Here is a 16,524-nt window from a genome sequence, read left to right as displayed (position 1 = left end):
CTTTGCGCGTTACTCGGGGCGCTGCCCGTGCACGATGTCACACACGGCGGCCAGCGCGTCGAGCGGCGCGGGATGCTGGAAAATGTTGCGTCCGATGGCCACGCCCGAGGCTCCGGCGGAGAGCGCCTCGCCGATCATGGACAGGAAGGACTTCCAGTCCGGCTGCCCCGGACCGCCCGTGACCAGCACCGGAACCGAGGACAGCGACACGGCGCGACCAAAGGATTCCGCATTGCCGGAGTACGGCGCGCAGACGACATCAGCTCCGAGTTCGCCGCCGAGGCGGATACAGTGCCCGATGAGGCTCGGGTCCAGCTCGTTGACAATCTGTCCGCCACGGGCATAGACCACAGCGATGACGGGCAGGCCCAGAAGATGCGCCTCGTCCGTGACAGTGCCGAAATCCTGAAGCATGCGGTCTTCGAGCTCGTTGCCGATGTTCACCTGCAGAGACACTGCGTCCGCACCCAGCCTGTGGGCTTCCTCCACAGAACAAACCACGCTCTGATTGTAGGTGGGCAGGCCGTGCTTGGTGCCAGCCGAAAGCTGGACGACGAGCTGCCTGTCCGCAGGCATGGCTGCGCCAACGGCCCGCGCGAGGCCTTTGTTGAGCACGACACCCTGCACAGGCAGAGAGCCTGCGGCCCGCAGAAGTTCGGGAATGGCCTCCAGTCCGGAAAGCATACCCTCGCTGACGCCGTGATCCAGCGGCAGAAGAACCGCCTTTCCGGTTGTGGCGTCGAACAGCCGCCGCAGCCGCCGCATCGTACCGATCATGTTCACCTCTCTCGTTTCCGCATCATGTGCTTCAGTCAGAATATTCCGGACCACCCGCCCCGGCGAGTGGAAATTTGCTCCGTAACCATGTCCCACGACAGGAATATAGGGATGCTTGGCCGCAAGCTCAAGCGATTGCGGAATCGGAAGCGCCCCCAGTCATGGCCCTTGCCTGCGGCGATGGTGTACCCTATGTTCGCGCAGCGCGCCACCTGCGCCAAGGGAGCACACCATGAACCTCTTCGACAACGAAAGCAGCATTCTCGTCACCTGCGCCAAGGCCGTAGAGCCATTTCTGACGCGAGAGATGGAAAACCTCGGCTACGACGCCACCCCGGCCGGACCTGCGGCCATGGAGACATCGGGCACGCTGTACGACTGCATGCTCCTGAACCTGCACCTGCGCACCGCCCATCGCGTGCTCTACGTCCTTAAGCGCTTCGAGGCCGACTCCCCGGACGCGCTCTATCGGCAGGTCTCCGGCATCGCATGGGAAGACATTATCGACAGTGACGGATACGTCTCCGTCGTCGCCTCCACCCGCACCGAGGCCGTGCGCGACGCGCGCTTCGCCGGGCTTCGCGTCAAGGACGCCATCGTGGACCGCATCGCCGCGAAAAAGGGCCGCCGACCGAACTCCGGACCGGACCGCTCGAAAAGCGTGGTGTCCCTGCATTGGCAGGATTCGACGGCGACCATCTACATTGATACCACCGGCGAACCGCTCTCCATGCGCGGCTACCGCAAGCTGCCCCACCTCGCCCCCATGCGCGAAACGCTGGCCGCCGCGGCCATCATGGGCGCGGGCTTCGACGGCTCCGGGCATTTCGTAAATCCCATGTGCGGCAGCGGCACGCTGGCCATCGAGGCCGCCCTCGTGGCGACCAATACCGCGCCGGGCCTCTTGCGCGACAATTTCGCCTTTATGCACATCATAGGACATGACCGCGCCCAGTGGGAATCCATGCGCAAGGACGCCCTATCGCGGGTGCGCAAAGCCCCCTCCGGCACCATCATCGCCACGGACATCGACCCGCGCGCCGTGGACGCCGCCCGCAAGAACGCGACCGCCGCAGGCATGGACCGCCACATTCTTTTTGACGTGTGCGACTTCCGCGCCACGCAGGTACCAGCGCCCATTCCCGGCTCCCTCGTCATCATGAACCCGGAGTACGGCCAGCGCCTCGGTAACGAGGCCGACCTCGCCGCGGACTACACCGCCATCGGCGACTTCCTCAAGACGAACTGCAAGGAGTACACCGGGGCGGTCTTCACGGGCAACCTCGCGCTGGCCAAGCGCATCGGCCTGCGCACGAGCGCCAGAATCCCGCTCTACAACGGACGCATCGAATGCCGCCTGCTGCTCTTCGAGCTGTACTCAGGCACCCGAAGGACAGACTGACCACACGCTTCCCCCATGAGCCCTCACAAGCGCCCCACAACGGTTTTCACACCCCGTCGCGGGGCGCTTTCGCGTTGTGCGGGTTACGAACATGGCAGCGAATCGGGCTGAAAACCACCCACTCCCCCGATGTTCGTTCCGCACGGGAATTCTGGCTAAAAATCAGTCCGCAACCAGCGTGGCTCAAGGCTTTCCGGACTTGGAACACGTTATGAACATCAGGAAACAGCTTGCGAACGTCATCGACACGAGTTTCGGAAACGAACACCACCCTGTCGCAAGGCACGCAAAGTTGGTGTCAGAAACGAACAATAACTTTTTCATCAAAAACGAGTAGTTATCACACATATGAACACAAGCGGCGTGTCTTCTTCCACCGCCATTCAAGACATTATTTCTTAAGATGGAAGAAAGAAGAGGAGAAGAAACGCGCAGGACATCGCCCGAATCGAAACCGAAACGAAGGGCAGACAAAAGAGCCCATAAGGAAAAGACATAAAAAAGGGCGGGACGTCGGATGAACGTCCCGCCCTTGAGAAAGGTATGGCGATGAGAAGTGCTAGCGATCGGACCACAGGGCCCGGGTGCCCTTGACCGCGAGACGGGCAAGCGGCACTCCGCGAAAGGCGAGACCGGCCCACGAACCACGAGACGGTGCCGCGATGCTCTGGCCGGAGAGGAGGCTCAATATGTCGTCCGGGGACTGCGCGTCCACGTAGCGTGATGCGTCGTAGGCAGGCAGGAGCGCACGAAGACGCGCGTCCGGCTTGAACTTGCGCCCAGCGAAGCGCCCCACGGGGAACCCCTGCCAGCGCATGTCTCCGGGAATGATGCGCAGGGCGTGGCTGTGCAGGAAATAGGCGTTGTCGCCGAAGCGGTACACTTCGCCGGACGGCAGGCCCGCGAGGTCCGCACCGGCCTCGGCACACATGGTCCGTTCCGCGGCGGAGAGGGGACGTCCGGGCATCTCATCGCCCACGTGGGACTCTGGCTGCACGTCCTCGGCGCGGCCCGGCTTCACGAAGCGGGCCAGGAAGAAGCCCTGTCCGCCCTCGTTGCCACCGCCAACGCGCAACACGCCGTCGAGATGGCGCATGGTGGGCGTATCCACGGTGAATCCGGCGGGATGCTCCATCGGGTCCAGCGTGAGGCCCAGCTCGCGCAAAGCGAAGTCCGCCTGTGTCTCGTTTTCGAGGGGATTGGTGGTGCAGGTGGAATACATGAGCCGCCCGCCTGGGGCGAGCAGCTCGACGGCGCGCTTCAGCAGTTGCCGCTGGAGCTTTTCCAGAGGTTCGGTCTTTCCCGCTCCCCAGATCTGCATGACGTTGGGATTCTTGTCCACGGTGCCCCAGCCGGAGCACGGCGGATCGAGCAGAATGCAATTGAAGGAGCCGTCCGGCAGCGGAATCTCCTCTCCGGGGAAGGAGCATGTCGCTGCGTTGACGGCGTTCATGCGGTGCAGGTTGCGGCGCAGGGTTTCCAGACGGGTGCGGTTCGGCTCGTTGCCGATGACGAATCCCTCGGGGCCGACCAGCAGGGACAGGAGGCTGGTCTTGCCGCCGGGGCTGGCGCACATGTCGAGCACCGCCTCGCCGGGACGTGGGGCGAGCATGAGCGGCGGTAGCATGCTCGATCGGTCCTGAATGTAGATGAGGCCGAAGGTGTTGGCGAGGCTGCCGCCGAGGGGGGCTGGCTCCGCATCAAGGGCGAAGGCGATGTCCGAGAACGGCTCGGGCCGGAAGGCGTAGCCCTGTGCCTCCAGAAGGGTGCGGGCAAGCGCGTGTTCGGCCGGGCCGCAGGCCATGCGGAAGGTCCGGCCCGATTCGTCCTGCCCGTGAATATTGTTATTTCCTGACATTGTGGGTATCTTCTCCCGGTAGATTTTACGCCGCTGAAAGTGCGGAATCTACGGTGTGCGGGCGTCGAGCGCAACCCGGCGCATTCGCCCCGTCCGCCGCGCGCGCAAGTTAGATTTTGCGTCCCGTGACAGAAGGTGCTACACAGGGATTCCTCTCCGAAGAGGATGAGGAAACAACGTACGTAATTTCGCCATCATGCGGCCATACTCTCCCTCGTTCGGCCGCTCCCGCTGCAGACAGACCTTTTCCAAGGAGTTGACATTCATGGGGTGTGTACGAATTCTGGCTGCCCTGCTCATGGCCATCACGCTCATGCTGCCCGGTCAGGCCATGGCCCAGGAGCTTGCCAAATCCTTCGCAGTCTTGCCCTTCACCATCAATGGTCCAGATAAGTATCAGTACCTGAGCCGCGGCATTCAGGATATGATGATTTCCCGCCTGAACTGGGACAAGCATCTCGAGCCGGTCGGAAAGGACCGCATCGCCGCCAGCGTTTCCAATGCTCCCGAATCCGATGCCGCCGCCGTCAGGACCCTTGAGGGTCTCGATGCCGACTACCTCGTGTGGGGCAGCGTGACCATCCTCGGCGAACAGTGCAGCGTGGATCTGCGCGTCAACGGCAAGGATGGCAGCGCATGGCCGCAGGACATGCAGACCGACATCGGCGGACTCATCCCCGCCCTCGAAGGCATGGCCCGTCAGGTCAACGACCGTATCTTCAAGCGCCCCGACGAGCGCAAGGTCGCGGCCGAGGACAAGCCGGTCAACCGCATGAATCCCGAGCTCATCTTCAACGAGCGCAAGGACGGCCAGCAGTTCTACCTGAATCCGCAGTTCCGCTACAGCGGCGGTTCCGACACGCCCGGCCGCTGGAAGAGCCCCCGTCTGCCCTTCACCGCGCAGGGCATGATCGCTGGCGATCCCGACGGCGACGGACTCAACGAACTCATCTTTATCAGCAAGCACTCTGTGCATGTCTACCGCTGGCAGGAAGGACGCCTGCTGCTACTCGACGAGATCACTCCATCCCAGCGCATTGAGCTGCTCAATGTGGATCTCATTGACCTTGATCGCGACGGCCACATGGAGATCGCCGTGTCCGGCGTGTTCGAGCAGAAGCTTGATTCCGCCCTTTCACGCAATGCACCCCATACGCCGAATTCCTATATTTTCGCGTTTGAGGATGGTCACCTCAAGCCCCTCGCCGAGGACCTCAATTTCTTCATGCGCGTCGTGCGCATGCCCCCGAACTTCTCACCTGTTCTGCTGGGTCAGAAGGCCGGTCGCCTGCGCATCTTCGATTCCCCGGTGCACGAGGTTGTGCGGATGGGCGGAGAGTACCAGCTCGGCAAGCGCGTGGCCCTGCCCGAGAAGGCCAACGTGTTCAACGTGACCTACCTGCCCACCAACGACGGCTACAAGCTTCTGCTGGTGAGCAAGGATGACCACATCGAGGTCTACACCCCCGGCAACGAACTCCAGTCCACCACCCTCGACCAGTTCGCCGGATCGCAGCTGGGCTTCGAAATTCCCGATACCCTCACCGGTCTCGGAACGGCCAAGGACCAGTACACCAACCTGTACTACATCCCTCTGCGCCTCGTGCCCACCAATCTCGACGGCAACGAGAACTGGGAAGTGCTGGTCAACAAGAACATCTCCGTGGCCGCGCAGTTCTTCGAGCGCTACCGCTTCTTCCCCAACGGCGAGATCCACTCCCTGTTCTGGGACGGCGTGGGCATGAGCCTTGCGTGGAAGACCCGCCGCATCAAGGGCACCGTGTGTGACTACGGCCTTGCCGACATCGACAACGACGGCGTTGAGGACCTGTATGTGGCCCTCAACACCTACCCCGGCAATGCCGGTCTCGGCGAACGCAAGGCCATGGTCGTCAGCTACTCTCTTGACCGGACCAAGACCGACGAGAATTCGCCCGTGGAACGCGAGCAGTAGGCTCCGCTTCCCACCAGATCATCCCGCGCGGCGGTTGGAGAAACTCTCCGACCGCCGCGTTTCCTTTTTCTCCTCCAGCTTTCCCCTTCTCCCACTTTCCTGCTATCATCGGCCCCAAAGGCCATTTCACGCTTTCCCCGAGGTGCCCGATGGCTCGTCGGTTGTCCGTGCTACGCACGTCTGCCCTTGTGGCGCTGGTGTTCGCGTACACCCTTTGCGCGTCCATGGTGTGCCACGCGCAGAATCCCATCGTTCTTGAATACGCCAACACCCCGCCCGCTTCCACGTTTCCCTGCATCCAGATGGAGCGCTGGGCGGCGGAAGTGACCCGGCGTACCGGCGGACGCGTGGTTATTCGGACACATCCTGCAAGCACGCTCCTCAATTTCTCCACCCTGTACGAGGGGGTTGTCTCTGGACGCGCGGATATCGGTTGCCTGCATCTCTCCAGCCGTCCCGGAGATTTTCCATTGAGCGAGCTCTTTGAACTTCCTGTAGGCTTCCCCAACGCCAAGGTCGCCAGCGTCACCTTCCTCGATTTTCTCCTGCGCCATCGACCTGATGAATTCTCGGCAGTGAAGATACTTACGGCCTTCACCTCAGGACCATCATGCATCATGAGCAAGGTGCCCATCGGCAGGATGAGCGATCTTCCGGGATTGGAAATCCGTGCGGTCGGCAAGGGGGTCGGAGTTCTCGACGCACTTGGTGCCGTTCCGGTTGCCCTACCCATGTCGCAAACGCGCGATGCCCTGCACGACGGCATGGTTAAAGGTGTCCTTTCCTCGCCAGAGGTGCTTATGGACATGAATTTCGCCGAATACTGCAAATTTGTCTCCACGGAGCGCTTTCAGGTCCACCCCTTCGTGGTCATCATGAATAGCGAAAGTTGGGATGGCCTGCCGAAGGATGTGAAGCGGGTGATGGATGGCCTCTCTCGTGAGCATGCCTTGTGGACCGGAGCTTATGCCGATGATCAGGCTAGACGTGCCCTGCAATGGAGCCTTGAACGCCATGGAATCCAGATGACCAGCCTCGCGGTATCGGATGCGAACCGTATGCGCGAAGTCATGGAAAATCTGGTGGAAAGTACCTGCGTAACAAGCGAGGAACATGGCGTTCCAAGCCGCGCGGTCCTTGAAGAAATACGCACGGCCATTTCGAAATCCAAAACGTCAGACAGATAGTATTACAACTCGTCATCGCATTCATATTAAGGGGCTTGGTGGTCGTTCCGGCTCGGATTCGCCATTCCAATCCTCTTCCCCTTGGTGGGGACATCCGCTAGGAAAGGGCCATGCCACCCGTTCAACACCTTGAGGTCACCCCCGACGAAGGCGGCCAGAAGCTGCTTCAGTTTCTACAACGTCGCCTTGGGGCAGACATTCCCCGTTCACTCGTTATGCGTCTCATCCGCACAGGACAGGTGCGGGTCGATGGCGGCCGTCGCAAGCCCTTCGACCGCATCGAGGCCGGGCAGGTCGTGCGCGTGCCACCCATCCGCATCGATGAACCCGCTTCTGCCTCGCCCTCTGGCCTTCCTCCACTTCGCGTACTTCTGCATCGCGACGGGCTGTTGGCCATCGCCAAGCCTGCCGGGTTGGCCGTGCATCCCGGTTCTGGGCACGAGGATTGCCTGACTGCGCGTCTTGCCGCCCAATTCCCCGATGCTCCCTTCGCCCCCACTCCCGCCCATAGGCTGGACCGGGACACCTCCGGGGTGCTCCTGTGCGCCACGTCATACGAAACGCTTCGTGATCTTCAGGACGCATTCCGGGTTCACGACATCGACAAGGTCTACCTGTGCTGGGTACACGGCGCGGTCCCCGTTGGCACCGTCATGGATATGCGTGACGAGTTGGCCAAGACTGGTCCCGAGGGACGGGAGCGGGTCCACACTGGAGACGGACGCGACGCCCATGCCCGCGCCGAATGTCTCCTCTCCACCCGCGAGTACTCCCTCATGGCCGTCACACTCTTCACTGGGCGGACGCACCAGATTCGCGTGCAACTCTCTTCGCGCGGGCTGCCCATCGTTGGGGACCGCAAGTATGGGCGCACGTCCGATCGCTCCGCCATGCTCCTTCACGCATGGCGCATCCGCTGGAAGGACGACGTCATTGAGATGCTTCCCGACTGGGAGGGAGCGTTTCGCGTGAAACCGGAGGCGCTGATCTGATGCGCCATCGTCAGCCCTTCGTTCCATATTGGAGCCATGGTGCGGCTGACGATTTGCACAGGAGGCCCCATGCCGCATGATCTCGTGATCCGCAGTGTGCGCAACGACGAGTTCCACGACGCCGTCGAGCTGTGTCGCTCCGCCGTCGTCTCCGTCTATGCCGGGCTGTTTACTGAGTCCGAATTGCGCCCGTGGACCGAAGGCCCCGAGACGGAACGCTACGTCATGCGTCGTATGTCCGGCATTCTCGTCGCTGTTCTTAATGGCTCCTTCGTCGGTATGCTCTGCGTGGACGGGAACACCATCGACATGTTCCACGTCGACAAGGTCTGTCGCAAACGCGGCATCGGATCAGTCCTCATCGCCGAGGCTGAACGTCGCATCGCCGCAGCCGGGTATCCCCATGCCCGCCTCGAATGCTTCGAGCGCAACCGCACCGCCCTCCACTTCTACGCCGCTCGCGGCTTCTACGTGAACGACGCCTATTTCGACCCCAAGGCCGAAGCCCGAAAGGTCGAAATGCTCAAGCCGTTGGCGTAGAGGCCTACCGTATCGTTCATTGATGGGTGCGAGACGTAGGCTCCGCCGGCCAAGGGGCCGCTGGCCCCCTGGACCCCCGACATGCGATAACCGTGGGTGCCTTTGGCGAGCCGTACGGCTTAGCGCGACGAAGCCCTAATGAGGATTGTCAAGGAAATCATTTCATTGACTGGGGTCCGGGGCAAAGCCCCGGCCGCCGGAGGCCTTTTTTCTCCGTCCCTGCTCCGCACAGCGGTTCATCGCGGTGTCTGACCGTATCGTTCATTGATGGGTGCAAGACGTAGGCTCCGCCGGCCAAGGGGCCGCTGGCCCCCTGGACCCCCGACATGCGATAACCGTGGGTGCCTTTGGCGAGCCGTGCGGCTTTGCGCGACGAAGCCCTAGTGAGGATTGTCAAGGAAATCATTTCCTTGACTGGGGTCCGGGGCAAAGCCCCGGCCGCCGGAGGCCTTTTCCCGTCCCTGCCTGCCCTGTCCCGTCCCTGCTCCGCGCAGCGGTATACGCGTGGTGCGTTACGACTGCCGTCTATCCCAGAGTCCGCTGACCTGCGTTGTCCAGACGATGTCGAGTCCGCTGGGCGCGGTGCGGTGGGCGTTTATGGGGTTGGCGTGGAGTTGTGGGGTGCCGTCCTCGCGGATGCGGACGCGGAAGTCGGTCCAACCGTCGCGGGCGAGGGAGTCCTCGATGGCGGCGAGGCGGCGCAGGGTGTCGCGTCCGGGGGAGATGTTGTAGGGGAATCGCGTGAGCAGACAGGGGCGTGCGGGCTGGTCTGGGTTGGGCAGATTCATGGCGCGGGCGATGGTGTGGATGTCGTCCTTGGTGATGGCGCATGCCGCGAAGGGGCTTGTGATGCCAAGTTCGCGCAGGGCTTTGAGTCCGGGGCGGTGGGTGGTGAGGTCCGAGGCGTTGGTGCCGTCGATGAGGGTGCGGCCGGGGTGAAGCCGTGCTGCGGTGGCGAAGAGGTGACGCTTGCAGTGGTAGCAGCGCTCCGGGGAACCGGCGGCGACCTCGGGGATGGCGAGGGGGTCGGTTTCAAGAATGACGAACGGCAGGCCGATGGTTTCGAGCCATTGGCGGGCACTTGCGGATTCGTCGGGGGTGAGGTGGGGACCGGTGAAATGGACGCAGATGGCGTCCATGCCGATGCGGGCGGCGATGAGGGACAGGAGTCGGCTGTCCAGGCCCCCGGACACCGCGATGGCGCCGGGGGCACTGGAACCGAGAAGTCTTTCGAGGTCTGCGAGGTGACGGCGCAGAGCCTCGGGAAGATCGGCTAGTATGAGGGAATCTCTTCCTGCGGCTCTGTGAGCTGGAAGTTTCCTTCCTCGATCCATTTCTTCAACTCGTTGGCGATTTCGAGGGAACGGCTGTAGCTGGTGAGCGGCACGGTTTCGACCTTCTTGCCGTTGAGTTCGATCTCGCCGGAGACGAGTTCCGAGAACTTCACGTGCTTGAGGATGCGCGGCAGCCCGTTGGGGTAGTCGTAGCCGTAGTCCTTGACGGGCATGTCGATGTCCGCGTCCGAGACGCCGGTGTACCAGGCCATTTCCTCGTTGAGGATGGGGATCGGGATGCCCACGCCCATGGCGAGGGAGCAGCCGTAGCCGGTGATGGAGACGCCGCGCACGTAGCGCGCGTTCATTTTCTTGAGGTCGCCGCGCAGCATGAGGGTTCCTGCTCCGGTGAGGGGAATTCCGCGCTCGTTGCGTGCGGGCTTGGGGTTGTGCTGTGTTCCCGGTCCGAGGACGTAACCCACCGCGCCGCCGAGGAAGATGCGCGTTCCAAGGCCGATGGTCTTGAGGAACGGATCGTTGAACAGCGGGCTGATCTGGCCTGCGGTGGCGTAGTTGGCGTTTCGCGCGCCGGGCTTGAGCGGTCCCATGTAGGTGTAGATGAGACGGCTGGTGAGGTTCACCGCGCAGTTGTAGTTTTGATAGCAGTTGCGAGGGTTGAGCAACGTGGCCTCTGGCAGGTCGGCGAGGGTAACATCCTTGTCCAGCTCGCGGCGGGGATAGCAGTCCGTGCCGTAGGCGGTGGCCTTGAGGTGCACGGCCTTGCCGCGGACGAGATCCTCGATGACGTGGCCGCCGCCGTACTTGAACTGACCGGGGTAGACCTTGTTCAGCGGATCGTCCTCGGTTGGCTCGGTGGCGCCGAGGTACGAATCCACGGCGGCGAGTCCGCCATAGCAGGGGACGCCGTTGAGCCAGACGTTGGAGGTCTTCATGGTCGGCGGGGTCTTCTGGCCGATATTGAAGAGCAGACCGGACGAGCACATGGGCGAGAAGGTGCCGGTGGTGACGACGTCGACTTCCTTCGCCGCCTCTTCCTTGCCCTTTCTGCGCACGACCTCGATCATCTCCTCGGCATTGAGGACGACGGCCTTGCCCTTGCGGATCTTATCGTTGATTTCCTTCAGTGTTTTATTCACTGCGTGCGAGTTGCCCATGGCTCCTCCTGTGCGATGTGTCAGATGGGTGGTCATCGTGTCGAATATCGTTGATGAAGGCAACGGGTTTTTTCCTGGTTATCCGGCGGGAAGCCGCTTGGATTCTAGGTTTTCCCTTGGCTTTGGGAGTGTTTTGGGATATAACGGCCCATACTTTTTCGAAGCAGTGAACGTGTCTGCAACTCGCCGATTTCACAAGTGTTTTCTGCCTCATTTTTCGTGAACCGTATTCTCCCCGAACGACCCGGACACCCATGGATTCCGAACTGAAGAATAATCTGCGTCAGCATCTGCGGAAAACGTGCTCCGCAATCGAGCTCAAGCGCTGGTACGACCCCTTGCGGGTGGAACTGGACGAAGAGCGCGGCGAAGTCTCCGTGCTGTTTCCGCACGCCTTTTTCGGCGCTTGGTTCGCCGGGGCGATGCGTGAGCGGTTCGAGGCGGAAGTGCATGGGTTTCTTGGCTCCGGGCTGGTGATCCGCTACGGCTCCAATGGCCGTGGGCACGACACCGCCGAGCATCCCGTCATCGAGGAGACGCGGTCCGTGGATTTCCCCTTCGGGCCGGAGTTCACGTTTTCGAGCTTCATCGAGAACCGGAAGAACTACTTCCCGTTGACCTCCGCCCGCGAGGTGGCCCGTCAGACGGATGTGGAGTTCAATCCGTTCATCATTAGCGGTCCCGCCGGGTGCGGCAAGACGCACCTTGTGAAGGCCGTGGCCAACGAGATGGCCGGACGCTTCGGGCGGGAGGCCGTGTTCTGCGCGTCCCTTGAGGAGCTGTGCAATCTGTACGAGGGGACCTTCGGCGGGGACTATTTCAAGGCGCGTTCGCATGTGTGCTCCCACCGCTTCCTCGTTGTGGACGACTTTCAGCTCGTGGGGCGGCATAGGGCCTTTCAGGCGGAGCTTATCAACCTCTTCGACAGTTTCTACAACGGCAAGAGGCAGATGATCTTCTGCTGCGCGGATAACCTACCCTCCTACGAGTTTCTCGATCCCAAGCTCAAGTCGCGCCTTGAGTGGGGGCTTATCGTCACCCTCAAGGAACCGGACCTCGAAGTCCGGGTGCGCTACGTGGAGCGCTTCTGCACGCAGAAGCGGCTTCCCCTGTCGCGCGACAGGATACTGACCCTTGCCCAGCGCTTCACGGATTTGCGCTTTCTGCAGGGGCTTCTGCTCAAGGTCTACGCGTACCGCGAGTTCGTGCATGCGGACCTTTCGGATCGCGATTTCGACCGCATCCTGTCGCAGACGGCCGGCGGCGTGCGCTCCGACATGACGCCCGAGGCAGTGCTCGACATCGTCGCGGCGGCGCAGGGGCTGGAGCGCAAGGACCTGACGGGGCTGCGGCGGCACCAGAACATCGTTCAGGCGCGCCAGATGGCCATGTTCCTGTGTCGCGAGCTTCTGGGGTGCTCCTACCCTGCCCTTGGGCGGATTTTCGGCGGACGCGACCACTCCACGGCGCTCTACGCCGTGCGCAAGGTTCGCAAGAGCATGAGCGAGGATATGGCCTTCCGCGACAAGCTGGAAGCGCTGCGCAAGAAGTGCGAGTCCGGCGACTAGGCCGGGCATTTTTTCATCTCACGGTTCCGCCGCAAGAGGCTGGGACCATCGTTTCGAGAGGTCGTCGCGGGAATTCCTGCGACCGCGATATTCGTGTTCAGTTTTGAAGCAAGGAGAAGACGATGTTTCTGAAGGTGTTCCGGGACGACATCATCGAGGGCCTGCAGAAGTCGGCAAACATCATCCCCGCCAAGACCGGGGCCGCGTTTCTTAGGACCATCTGGCTTAAGGTCGAAAATGGCACCCTGAGCATCATGTCCACGGACTCCAACCTTGAATTCTGCGGCACCTACCCCGCGGAAATCATCGAGGACGGTCTCGTTGGCGTGCAGGGACGCTCGTTCTACGACCTCATCCGCAAGCTGCCCCCCGGACAGATCACGCTCAAGGCCGATGACGAAGGACAGTTCCTCGCCATCCAGCAGGGCGGGCGCAAGTACAAGCTACCCACCAACGAGAAGAGCTGGTTCCAGAATTTCACCGCCTACCCCGAGGAAAACTCGGTGTTCTGGGCGGGTGATTTCCTGCAGGAGTTGATCGACAAGACGGCCTACTGCATCAGCGACGAGGACACCATGGAGGCCATTGCCTGCCTGAGTGTGAAGCCCTCCGCGACGACCCAGCACATCGAGTCCTGCGGTCTCAACGGCCACCAGTTCGCTATGCTGCGCTTCCTGCATGACGATCTGCGCGCGCTCGTGCCTGATGGCGGTCTGCTCATCCAGAAGAAGTACCTCGTGGAGCTGAAGAAGTGGCTTTCCGGCGACGAGATCGAGTTGAACATCGACAACAAGCGTCTGTTCTTCCGTACCGCCGACCGCAAGGAGACCTTCAGCCTGCCGCTGTCGTTCTACCAGTACCCGGACTACAACTCGTTCTTGAGCCGCATTGCCGACGACGGCGTGTCGCGCATGACGGCGGACCGTCTGGAGCTCATCGACGCGCTCGAACGCATCATGATCTTCAACACCGAGAACAACCGCTGCGCCTACTTCCAGTTCGGCGACGAGCTGGTTCTTTATAGCCAGGGACAGGACGTGGGCACCGCGTCCGAATCCCTCGACGTGGAATTCGCGGGCGACCTGAAGAAGATTGCATTCCCCACCCGCAATCTCATCGAAATTCTCAACCACTTCTCCTCGGAGCGGGTCGGCTTCACGCTGACCGGGGCCGAAGGCCCCTGCGGCGTGTTCGGCGCCGACGATCCCGAGTATCAGGTCATCATCATGCCCATGAAGATAGTGGAAGAAACGTATTACAGCGAGGAAGGCACGGAATAATGACCCAACCTTCAAACGGACAGACCTATACCGCGGAAAGCATCACCGTCCTTGAGGGACTTTCCGCCGTCCGGAAGCGTCCGGCCATGTATATCGGGTCCACGGACTTCCGTGGACTGCATCACCTCGTCTACGAGGTCGTGGACAACTCCATTGACGAAGCCATGGCCGGTTTCTGCGATCGCATCGTGGTGAATCTGCACGTGGACAACAGCGTCACCGTCCGAGACAACGGACGTGGCATCCCCGTGGACATGCACCCCAAGGAGCATCGTCCCGCCGTGGAAGTCGTCATGACCGTGCTCCACGCCGGCGGCAAGTTCGATAATAACTCCTACAAGGTTTCCGGCGGCCTGCATGGCGTTGGCGTGTCCTGCGTCAATGCCCTGTCCGAGTACCTCGATGTGACCGTGCGCCGTGACGGCAAGGTGTGGTTCCAGAAGTACGAGCGCGGCGTCCCGCAGGAACAGCTGCGCTGCATCGGCGACGCCGACGACACCGGAACCATGATCCGCTTCCGGCCCGACGAGGAGATTTTCGAGACCAACCAGTTCCAGTACGAGATTCTGCGCAAGCGTTTCGAGGAACTGGCCTACCTCAATCCCGGCCTCGAAATCGATTTTCGCGACGAGCGCACCCAGCGCAACGACGTGTTCCGTTTCGATGGCGGCATCAGCCAGTTCGTGGCCGACCTCAACTCCGGCACGGCGGGCATCCACCAGATCATCTCCGGCTCCGGCGAGGCGGATAACGTCACCGTCGATTTCGGCCTGCAGTACAACTCTTCCTACAAGGAAGTCATGCTGACCTTCGCGAACAACATTCGCACCAAGGAAGGCGGCACGCATCTCGTGGGCTTCAAGACGGCGCTCACCCGCGCCATCAACAACTATGTCCAGAACTCGGACATTCCCAAGAAGCTCAAGGCGAAGCTCTCCGGCGACGACGTGCGCGAAGGCCTTGCTGCCGTGGTCAGTGTGAAGCTGCCCATGCCGCAGTTCGAGGGCCAGACCAAGACCAAGCTTGGCAACTCCGAGATTGCGGGCCTCGTGTCCGGCATCGTCTATGAGCGCCTGAACGTGTTCTTCGAGGAGAATCCCAAGGACGCCCGCGCCATTGTCGAGAAGGTCGTGGACGCCTACCGCGCCCGCGAGGCCGCGCGCAAGGCCAAGGACCTTGTGCGTCGCAAGGGTGCCCTGTCCGACAACGCCCTGCCCGGCAAGCTGGCCGACTGCCAGACCAAGAAGCCCGAGGAATCCGAGCTGTTCATCGTTGAGGGCGACTCCGCAGGCGGTTCCGCCAAGCAGGGCCGCGATCCGCGCATTCAGGCCATTCTGCCCCTGCGCGGCAAGATCCTCAACGTCGAGCGCACCCGCTTCGACAAGATGCTCGGCAACAGGGAAATCAAGGCGCTCATCACCGCCATGGGCGCGGGCATCGGGCAGGACGAGGAAGACATCGAACTCGACAAGCTGCGCTACCACAAGATCGTCATCATGACCGACGCCGACGTGGACGGAGCGCACATCCGCACGCTTCTGCTGACGTTCTTCTTCCGCCACTATCCGCAGCTCATCGACAGCGGCTACCTCTACATCGCGCAGCCGCCGCTGTTCCGCGTGCACAAGGGTAAGTTCGAGAAGTACATCAAGGACGAGAAGGAATTCTCCGGATTTCTGCTGGAGCGCATCGCGGGTGACCTTGAAGTCCGCGCGCTGGGCTGTGCCGAGGGCGAGGACCACGTCTTCCGCACCTCGCGTCTGGTGGGTCTCATGAACAAGATCAACTTCCTGCGTGAGAAGACCTCCGAGGCGGAGCAGCTGGGCATCGGCGGAAACCTGTTCCACAAGCTTCTCGCCTTCCCCACGAAGCTGACCCAGCACTCCTTCGATAACGGCGAATGGGAGGCCCTGTGCGCCTACATCGCCGAGCGCGGATACTCCGCCACGATGGAGATTGCCGACGACGGGCTGGAGAGCCGCCATTACGTCATCTTCGACAACGGCAAGGGCCATCGGACCCGCGTGGGCGTGGAGTTCTTCAACTCCAAGATATTCAAGCAGAGCTACGACCGCTACGCCTCCATTCTGGAGCAGTGCGGCAGCCACGAGTTCGAGCTGGTCAAGAAGGAGGGAACGCAGACCGTTTCCGGCATCTTCGAGCTGCTCGAGGCCGTGTTCACCGAGGCGCACAAGGGTATCAACATCCAGCGCTACAAGGGCTTGGGTGAAATGAACCCCGAACAGCTGTGGGAGACCACCATGGACCCCGAGCGCCGCACCATGCTGCGCGTCACCGTGGATGACGCCGCCGAGGCCGACGAGTTGTTCTCGGCCCTCATGGGCGATCAGGTCGAGCCGCGCCGCCAGTTCATCGAGCGTAACGCGCTCGCCGTGGGCGACCTCGACATTTAGGCCGTGGCCGTCCCGCCTGCGTGGGAGAGCGCGCTTTGCGGCATGTGACCGCGCGCGTCCCGGCGGCGAGGGCATCGAATTGACAGACCCCCGGCCGCGCCGT

12 protein-coding genes are annotated in these 16,524 nt (G+C 62.0%); 8 read left to right on the top strand and 4 right to left on the bottom strand.

The features are described 5' to 3' along the window. Positions 1-9: 9 nt before the first annotated feature. Positions 10-777: a class I fructose-bisphosphate aldolase gene (locus tag GGQ74_RS08375; RefSeq protein WP_167941123.1), complete on the bottom strand. Its 768-nt coding sequence runs from the start codon at positions 775-777 to the stop codon at positions 10-12. Between the two features lie 232 nt (positions 778-1,009). Between GGQ74_RS08375 and GGQ74_RS08370 the strand changes: the two genes are divergently transcribed. Then, positions 1,010-2,179: a THUMP domain-containing class I SAM-dependent RNA methyltransferase gene (locus tag GGQ74_RS08370; protein ID WP_167941122.1), complete on the top strand. Its 1,170-nt coding sequence runs from the start codon at positions 1,010-1,012 to the stop codon at positions 2,177-2,179. Between the two features lie 559 nt (positions 2,180-2,738). Here the strand turns inward: GGQ74_RS08370 and GGQ74_RS08365 are convergent. Then, the gene (locus tag GGQ74_RS08365; RefSeq protein WP_167941121.1) at positions 2,739-4,037 is read right to left on the bottom strand and encodes an NOL1/NOP2/SUN domain family protein; all 1,299 of its coding nucleotides are present in this window, start codon (positions 4,035-4,037) and stop codon (positions 2,739-2,741) included. A gap of 265 nt (positions 4,038-4,302) precedes the next feature. Between GGQ74_RS08365 and GGQ74_RS08360 the strand changes: the two genes are divergently transcribed. The 4 genes from GGQ74_RS08360 (at position 4,303) to GGQ74_RS08345 (ending at position 8,710) form a co-directional block, all read left to right on the top strand. Next, entirely contained in the window at positions 4,303-5,991 is a 1,689-nt protein-coding gene (locus GGQ74_RS08360) for an FG-GAP repeat domain-containing protein (protein WP_167941120.1), read from the top strand. Between the two features lie 149 nt (positions 5,992-6,140). Beyond that, positions 6,141-7,178, top strand: coding sequence for a TRAP transporter substrate-binding protein DctP (dctP, locus tag GGQ74_RS08355; protein WP_167941119.1), 1,038 nt, complete (start codon positions 6,141-6,143; stop codon positions 7,176-7,178). Between the two features lie 110 nt (positions 7,179-7,288). Next, positions 7,289-8,170 (top strand): RluA family pseudouridine synthase, encoded by an 882-nt coding sequence (locus GGQ74_RS08350; RefSeq protein WP_167941118.1) that lies wholly within the window; start codon positions 7,289-7,291, stop codon positions 8,168-8,170. Positions 8,171-8,239: 69 nt separating this feature from the next. Beyond that, positions 8,240-8,710: a GNAT family N-acetyltransferase gene (locus GGQ74_RS08345; RefSeq protein ID WP_167941117.1), complete on the top strand. Its 471-nt coding sequence runs from the start codon at positions 8,240-8,242 to the stop codon at positions 8,708-8,710. 512 nt (positions 8,711-9,222) lie between these two features. Here GGQ74_RS08345 and larE read toward each other — a convergent pair. Beyond that, positions 9,223-10,044, bottom strand: a complete 822-nt coding sequence (gene larE, locus GGQ74_RS08340) for an ATP-dependent sacrificial sulfur transferase LarE (RefSeq protein ID WP_483413757.1) — start codon at positions 10,042-10,044, stop codon at positions 9,223-9,225. Beyond that, positions 9,984-11,159: a homocysteine biosynthesis protein gene (locus tag GGQ74_RS08335; RefSeq protein WP_167941115.1), complete on the bottom strand. Its 1,176-nt coding sequence runs from the start codon at positions 11,157-11,159 to the stop codon at positions 9,984-9,986. Before GGQ74_RS08335 ends, larE begins: the two co-directional genes overlap by 61 nt. Before the next feature lie 254 nt (positions 11,160-11,413). Between GGQ74_RS08335 and GGQ74_RS08330 the strand changes: the two genes are divergently transcribed. From GGQ74_RS08330 to gyrB, 3 genes are all read left to right on the top strand, one after another. Further along, on the top strand, positions 11,414-12,727 hold the full coding sequence (locus GGQ74_RS08330; protein WP_167941114.1) for a DnaA ATPase domain-containing protein: 1,314 nt from the start codon (positions 11,414-11,416) through the stop codon (positions 12,725-12,727). A gap of 122 nt (positions 12,728-12,849) precedes the next feature. Then, positions 12,850-14,007, top strand: a complete 1,158-nt coding sequence (gene dnaN, locus GGQ74_RS08325; RefSeq protein WP_167941113.1) for a DNA polymerase III subunit beta — start codon at positions 12,850-12,852, stop codon at positions 14,005-14,007. Next, positions 14,007-16,421: a DNA topoisomerase (ATP-hydrolyzing) subunit B gene (gyrB, locus tag GGQ74_RS08320; protein ID WP_167941112.1), complete on the top strand. Its 2,415-nt coding sequence runs from the start codon at positions 14,007-14,009 to the stop codon at positions 16,419-16,421. The genes dnaN and gyrB overlap by 1 nt, the downstream gene beginning before the upstream one ends. The last annotated feature ends 103 nt before the right edge of the window (positions 16,422-16,524 follow it).

Origin of the sequence: Desulfobaculum xiamenense (assembly GCF_011927665.1) — a bacterium.
Taxonomy (GTDB): domain Bacteria; phylum Desulfobacterota; class Desulfovibrionia; order Desulfovibrionales; family Desulfovibrionaceae; genus Desulfobaculum; species Desulfobaculum xiamenense.
Note: the sequence above shows the minus strand (reverse complement) of the source record. Positions and strands in the feature narration are given on the sequence as shown.

Excerpts from the sequence above, each read along its gene's own strand:
- GGQ74_RS08375 (WP_167941123.1), bottom strand. The coding sequence starts at position 777 with ATGATCGGTACGATGCGGCGGCTGCGGCGGCTGTTCGACGCCACAACC.
- GGQ74_RS08370 (WP_167941122.1), top strand. The coding sequence starts at position 1,010 with ATGAACCTCTTCGACAACGAAAGCAGCATTCTCGTCACCTGCGCCAAG.
- GGQ74_RS08365 (WP_167941121.1), bottom strand. The coding sequence starts at position 4,037 with ATGTCAGGAAATAACAATATTCACGGGCAGGACGAATCGGGCCGGACC.
- GGQ74_RS08360 (WP_167941120.1), top strand. The coding sequence starts at position 4,303 with ATGGGGTGTGTACGAATTCTGGCTGCCCTGCTCATGGCCATCACGCTC.
- dctP (WP_167941119.1), top strand. The coding sequence starts at position 6,141 with ATGGCTCGTCGGTTGTCCGTGCTACGCACGTCTGCCCTTGTGGCGCTG.
- GGQ74_RS08350 (WP_167941118.1), top strand. The coding sequence starts at position 7,289 with ATGCCACCCGTTCAACACCTTGAGGTCACCCCCGACGAAGGCGGCCAG.
- GGQ74_RS08345 (WP_167941117.1), top strand. The coding sequence starts at position 8,240 with ATGCCGCATGATCTCGTGATCCGCAGTGTGCGCAACGACGAGTTCCAC.
- larE (WP_483413757.1), bottom strand. The coding sequence starts at position 10,044 with ATGGATCGAGGAAGGAAACTTCCAGCTCACAGAGCCGCAGGAAGAGAT.
- GGQ74_RS08335 (WP_167941115.1), bottom strand. The coding sequence starts at position 11,159 with ATGGGCAACTCGCACGCAGTGAATAAAACACTGAAGGAAATCAACGAT.
- GGQ74_RS08330 (WP_167941114.1), top strand. The coding sequence starts at position 11,414 with ATGGATTCCGAACTGAAGAATAATCTGCGTCAGCATCTGCGGAAAACG.
- dnaN (WP_167941113.1), top strand. The coding sequence starts at position 12,850 with ATGTTTCTGAAGGTGTTCCGGGACGACATCATCGAGGGCCTGCAGAAG.
- gyrB (WP_167941112.1), top strand. The coding sequence starts at position 14,007 with ATGACCCAACCTTCAAACGGACAGACCTATACCGCGGAAAGCATCACC.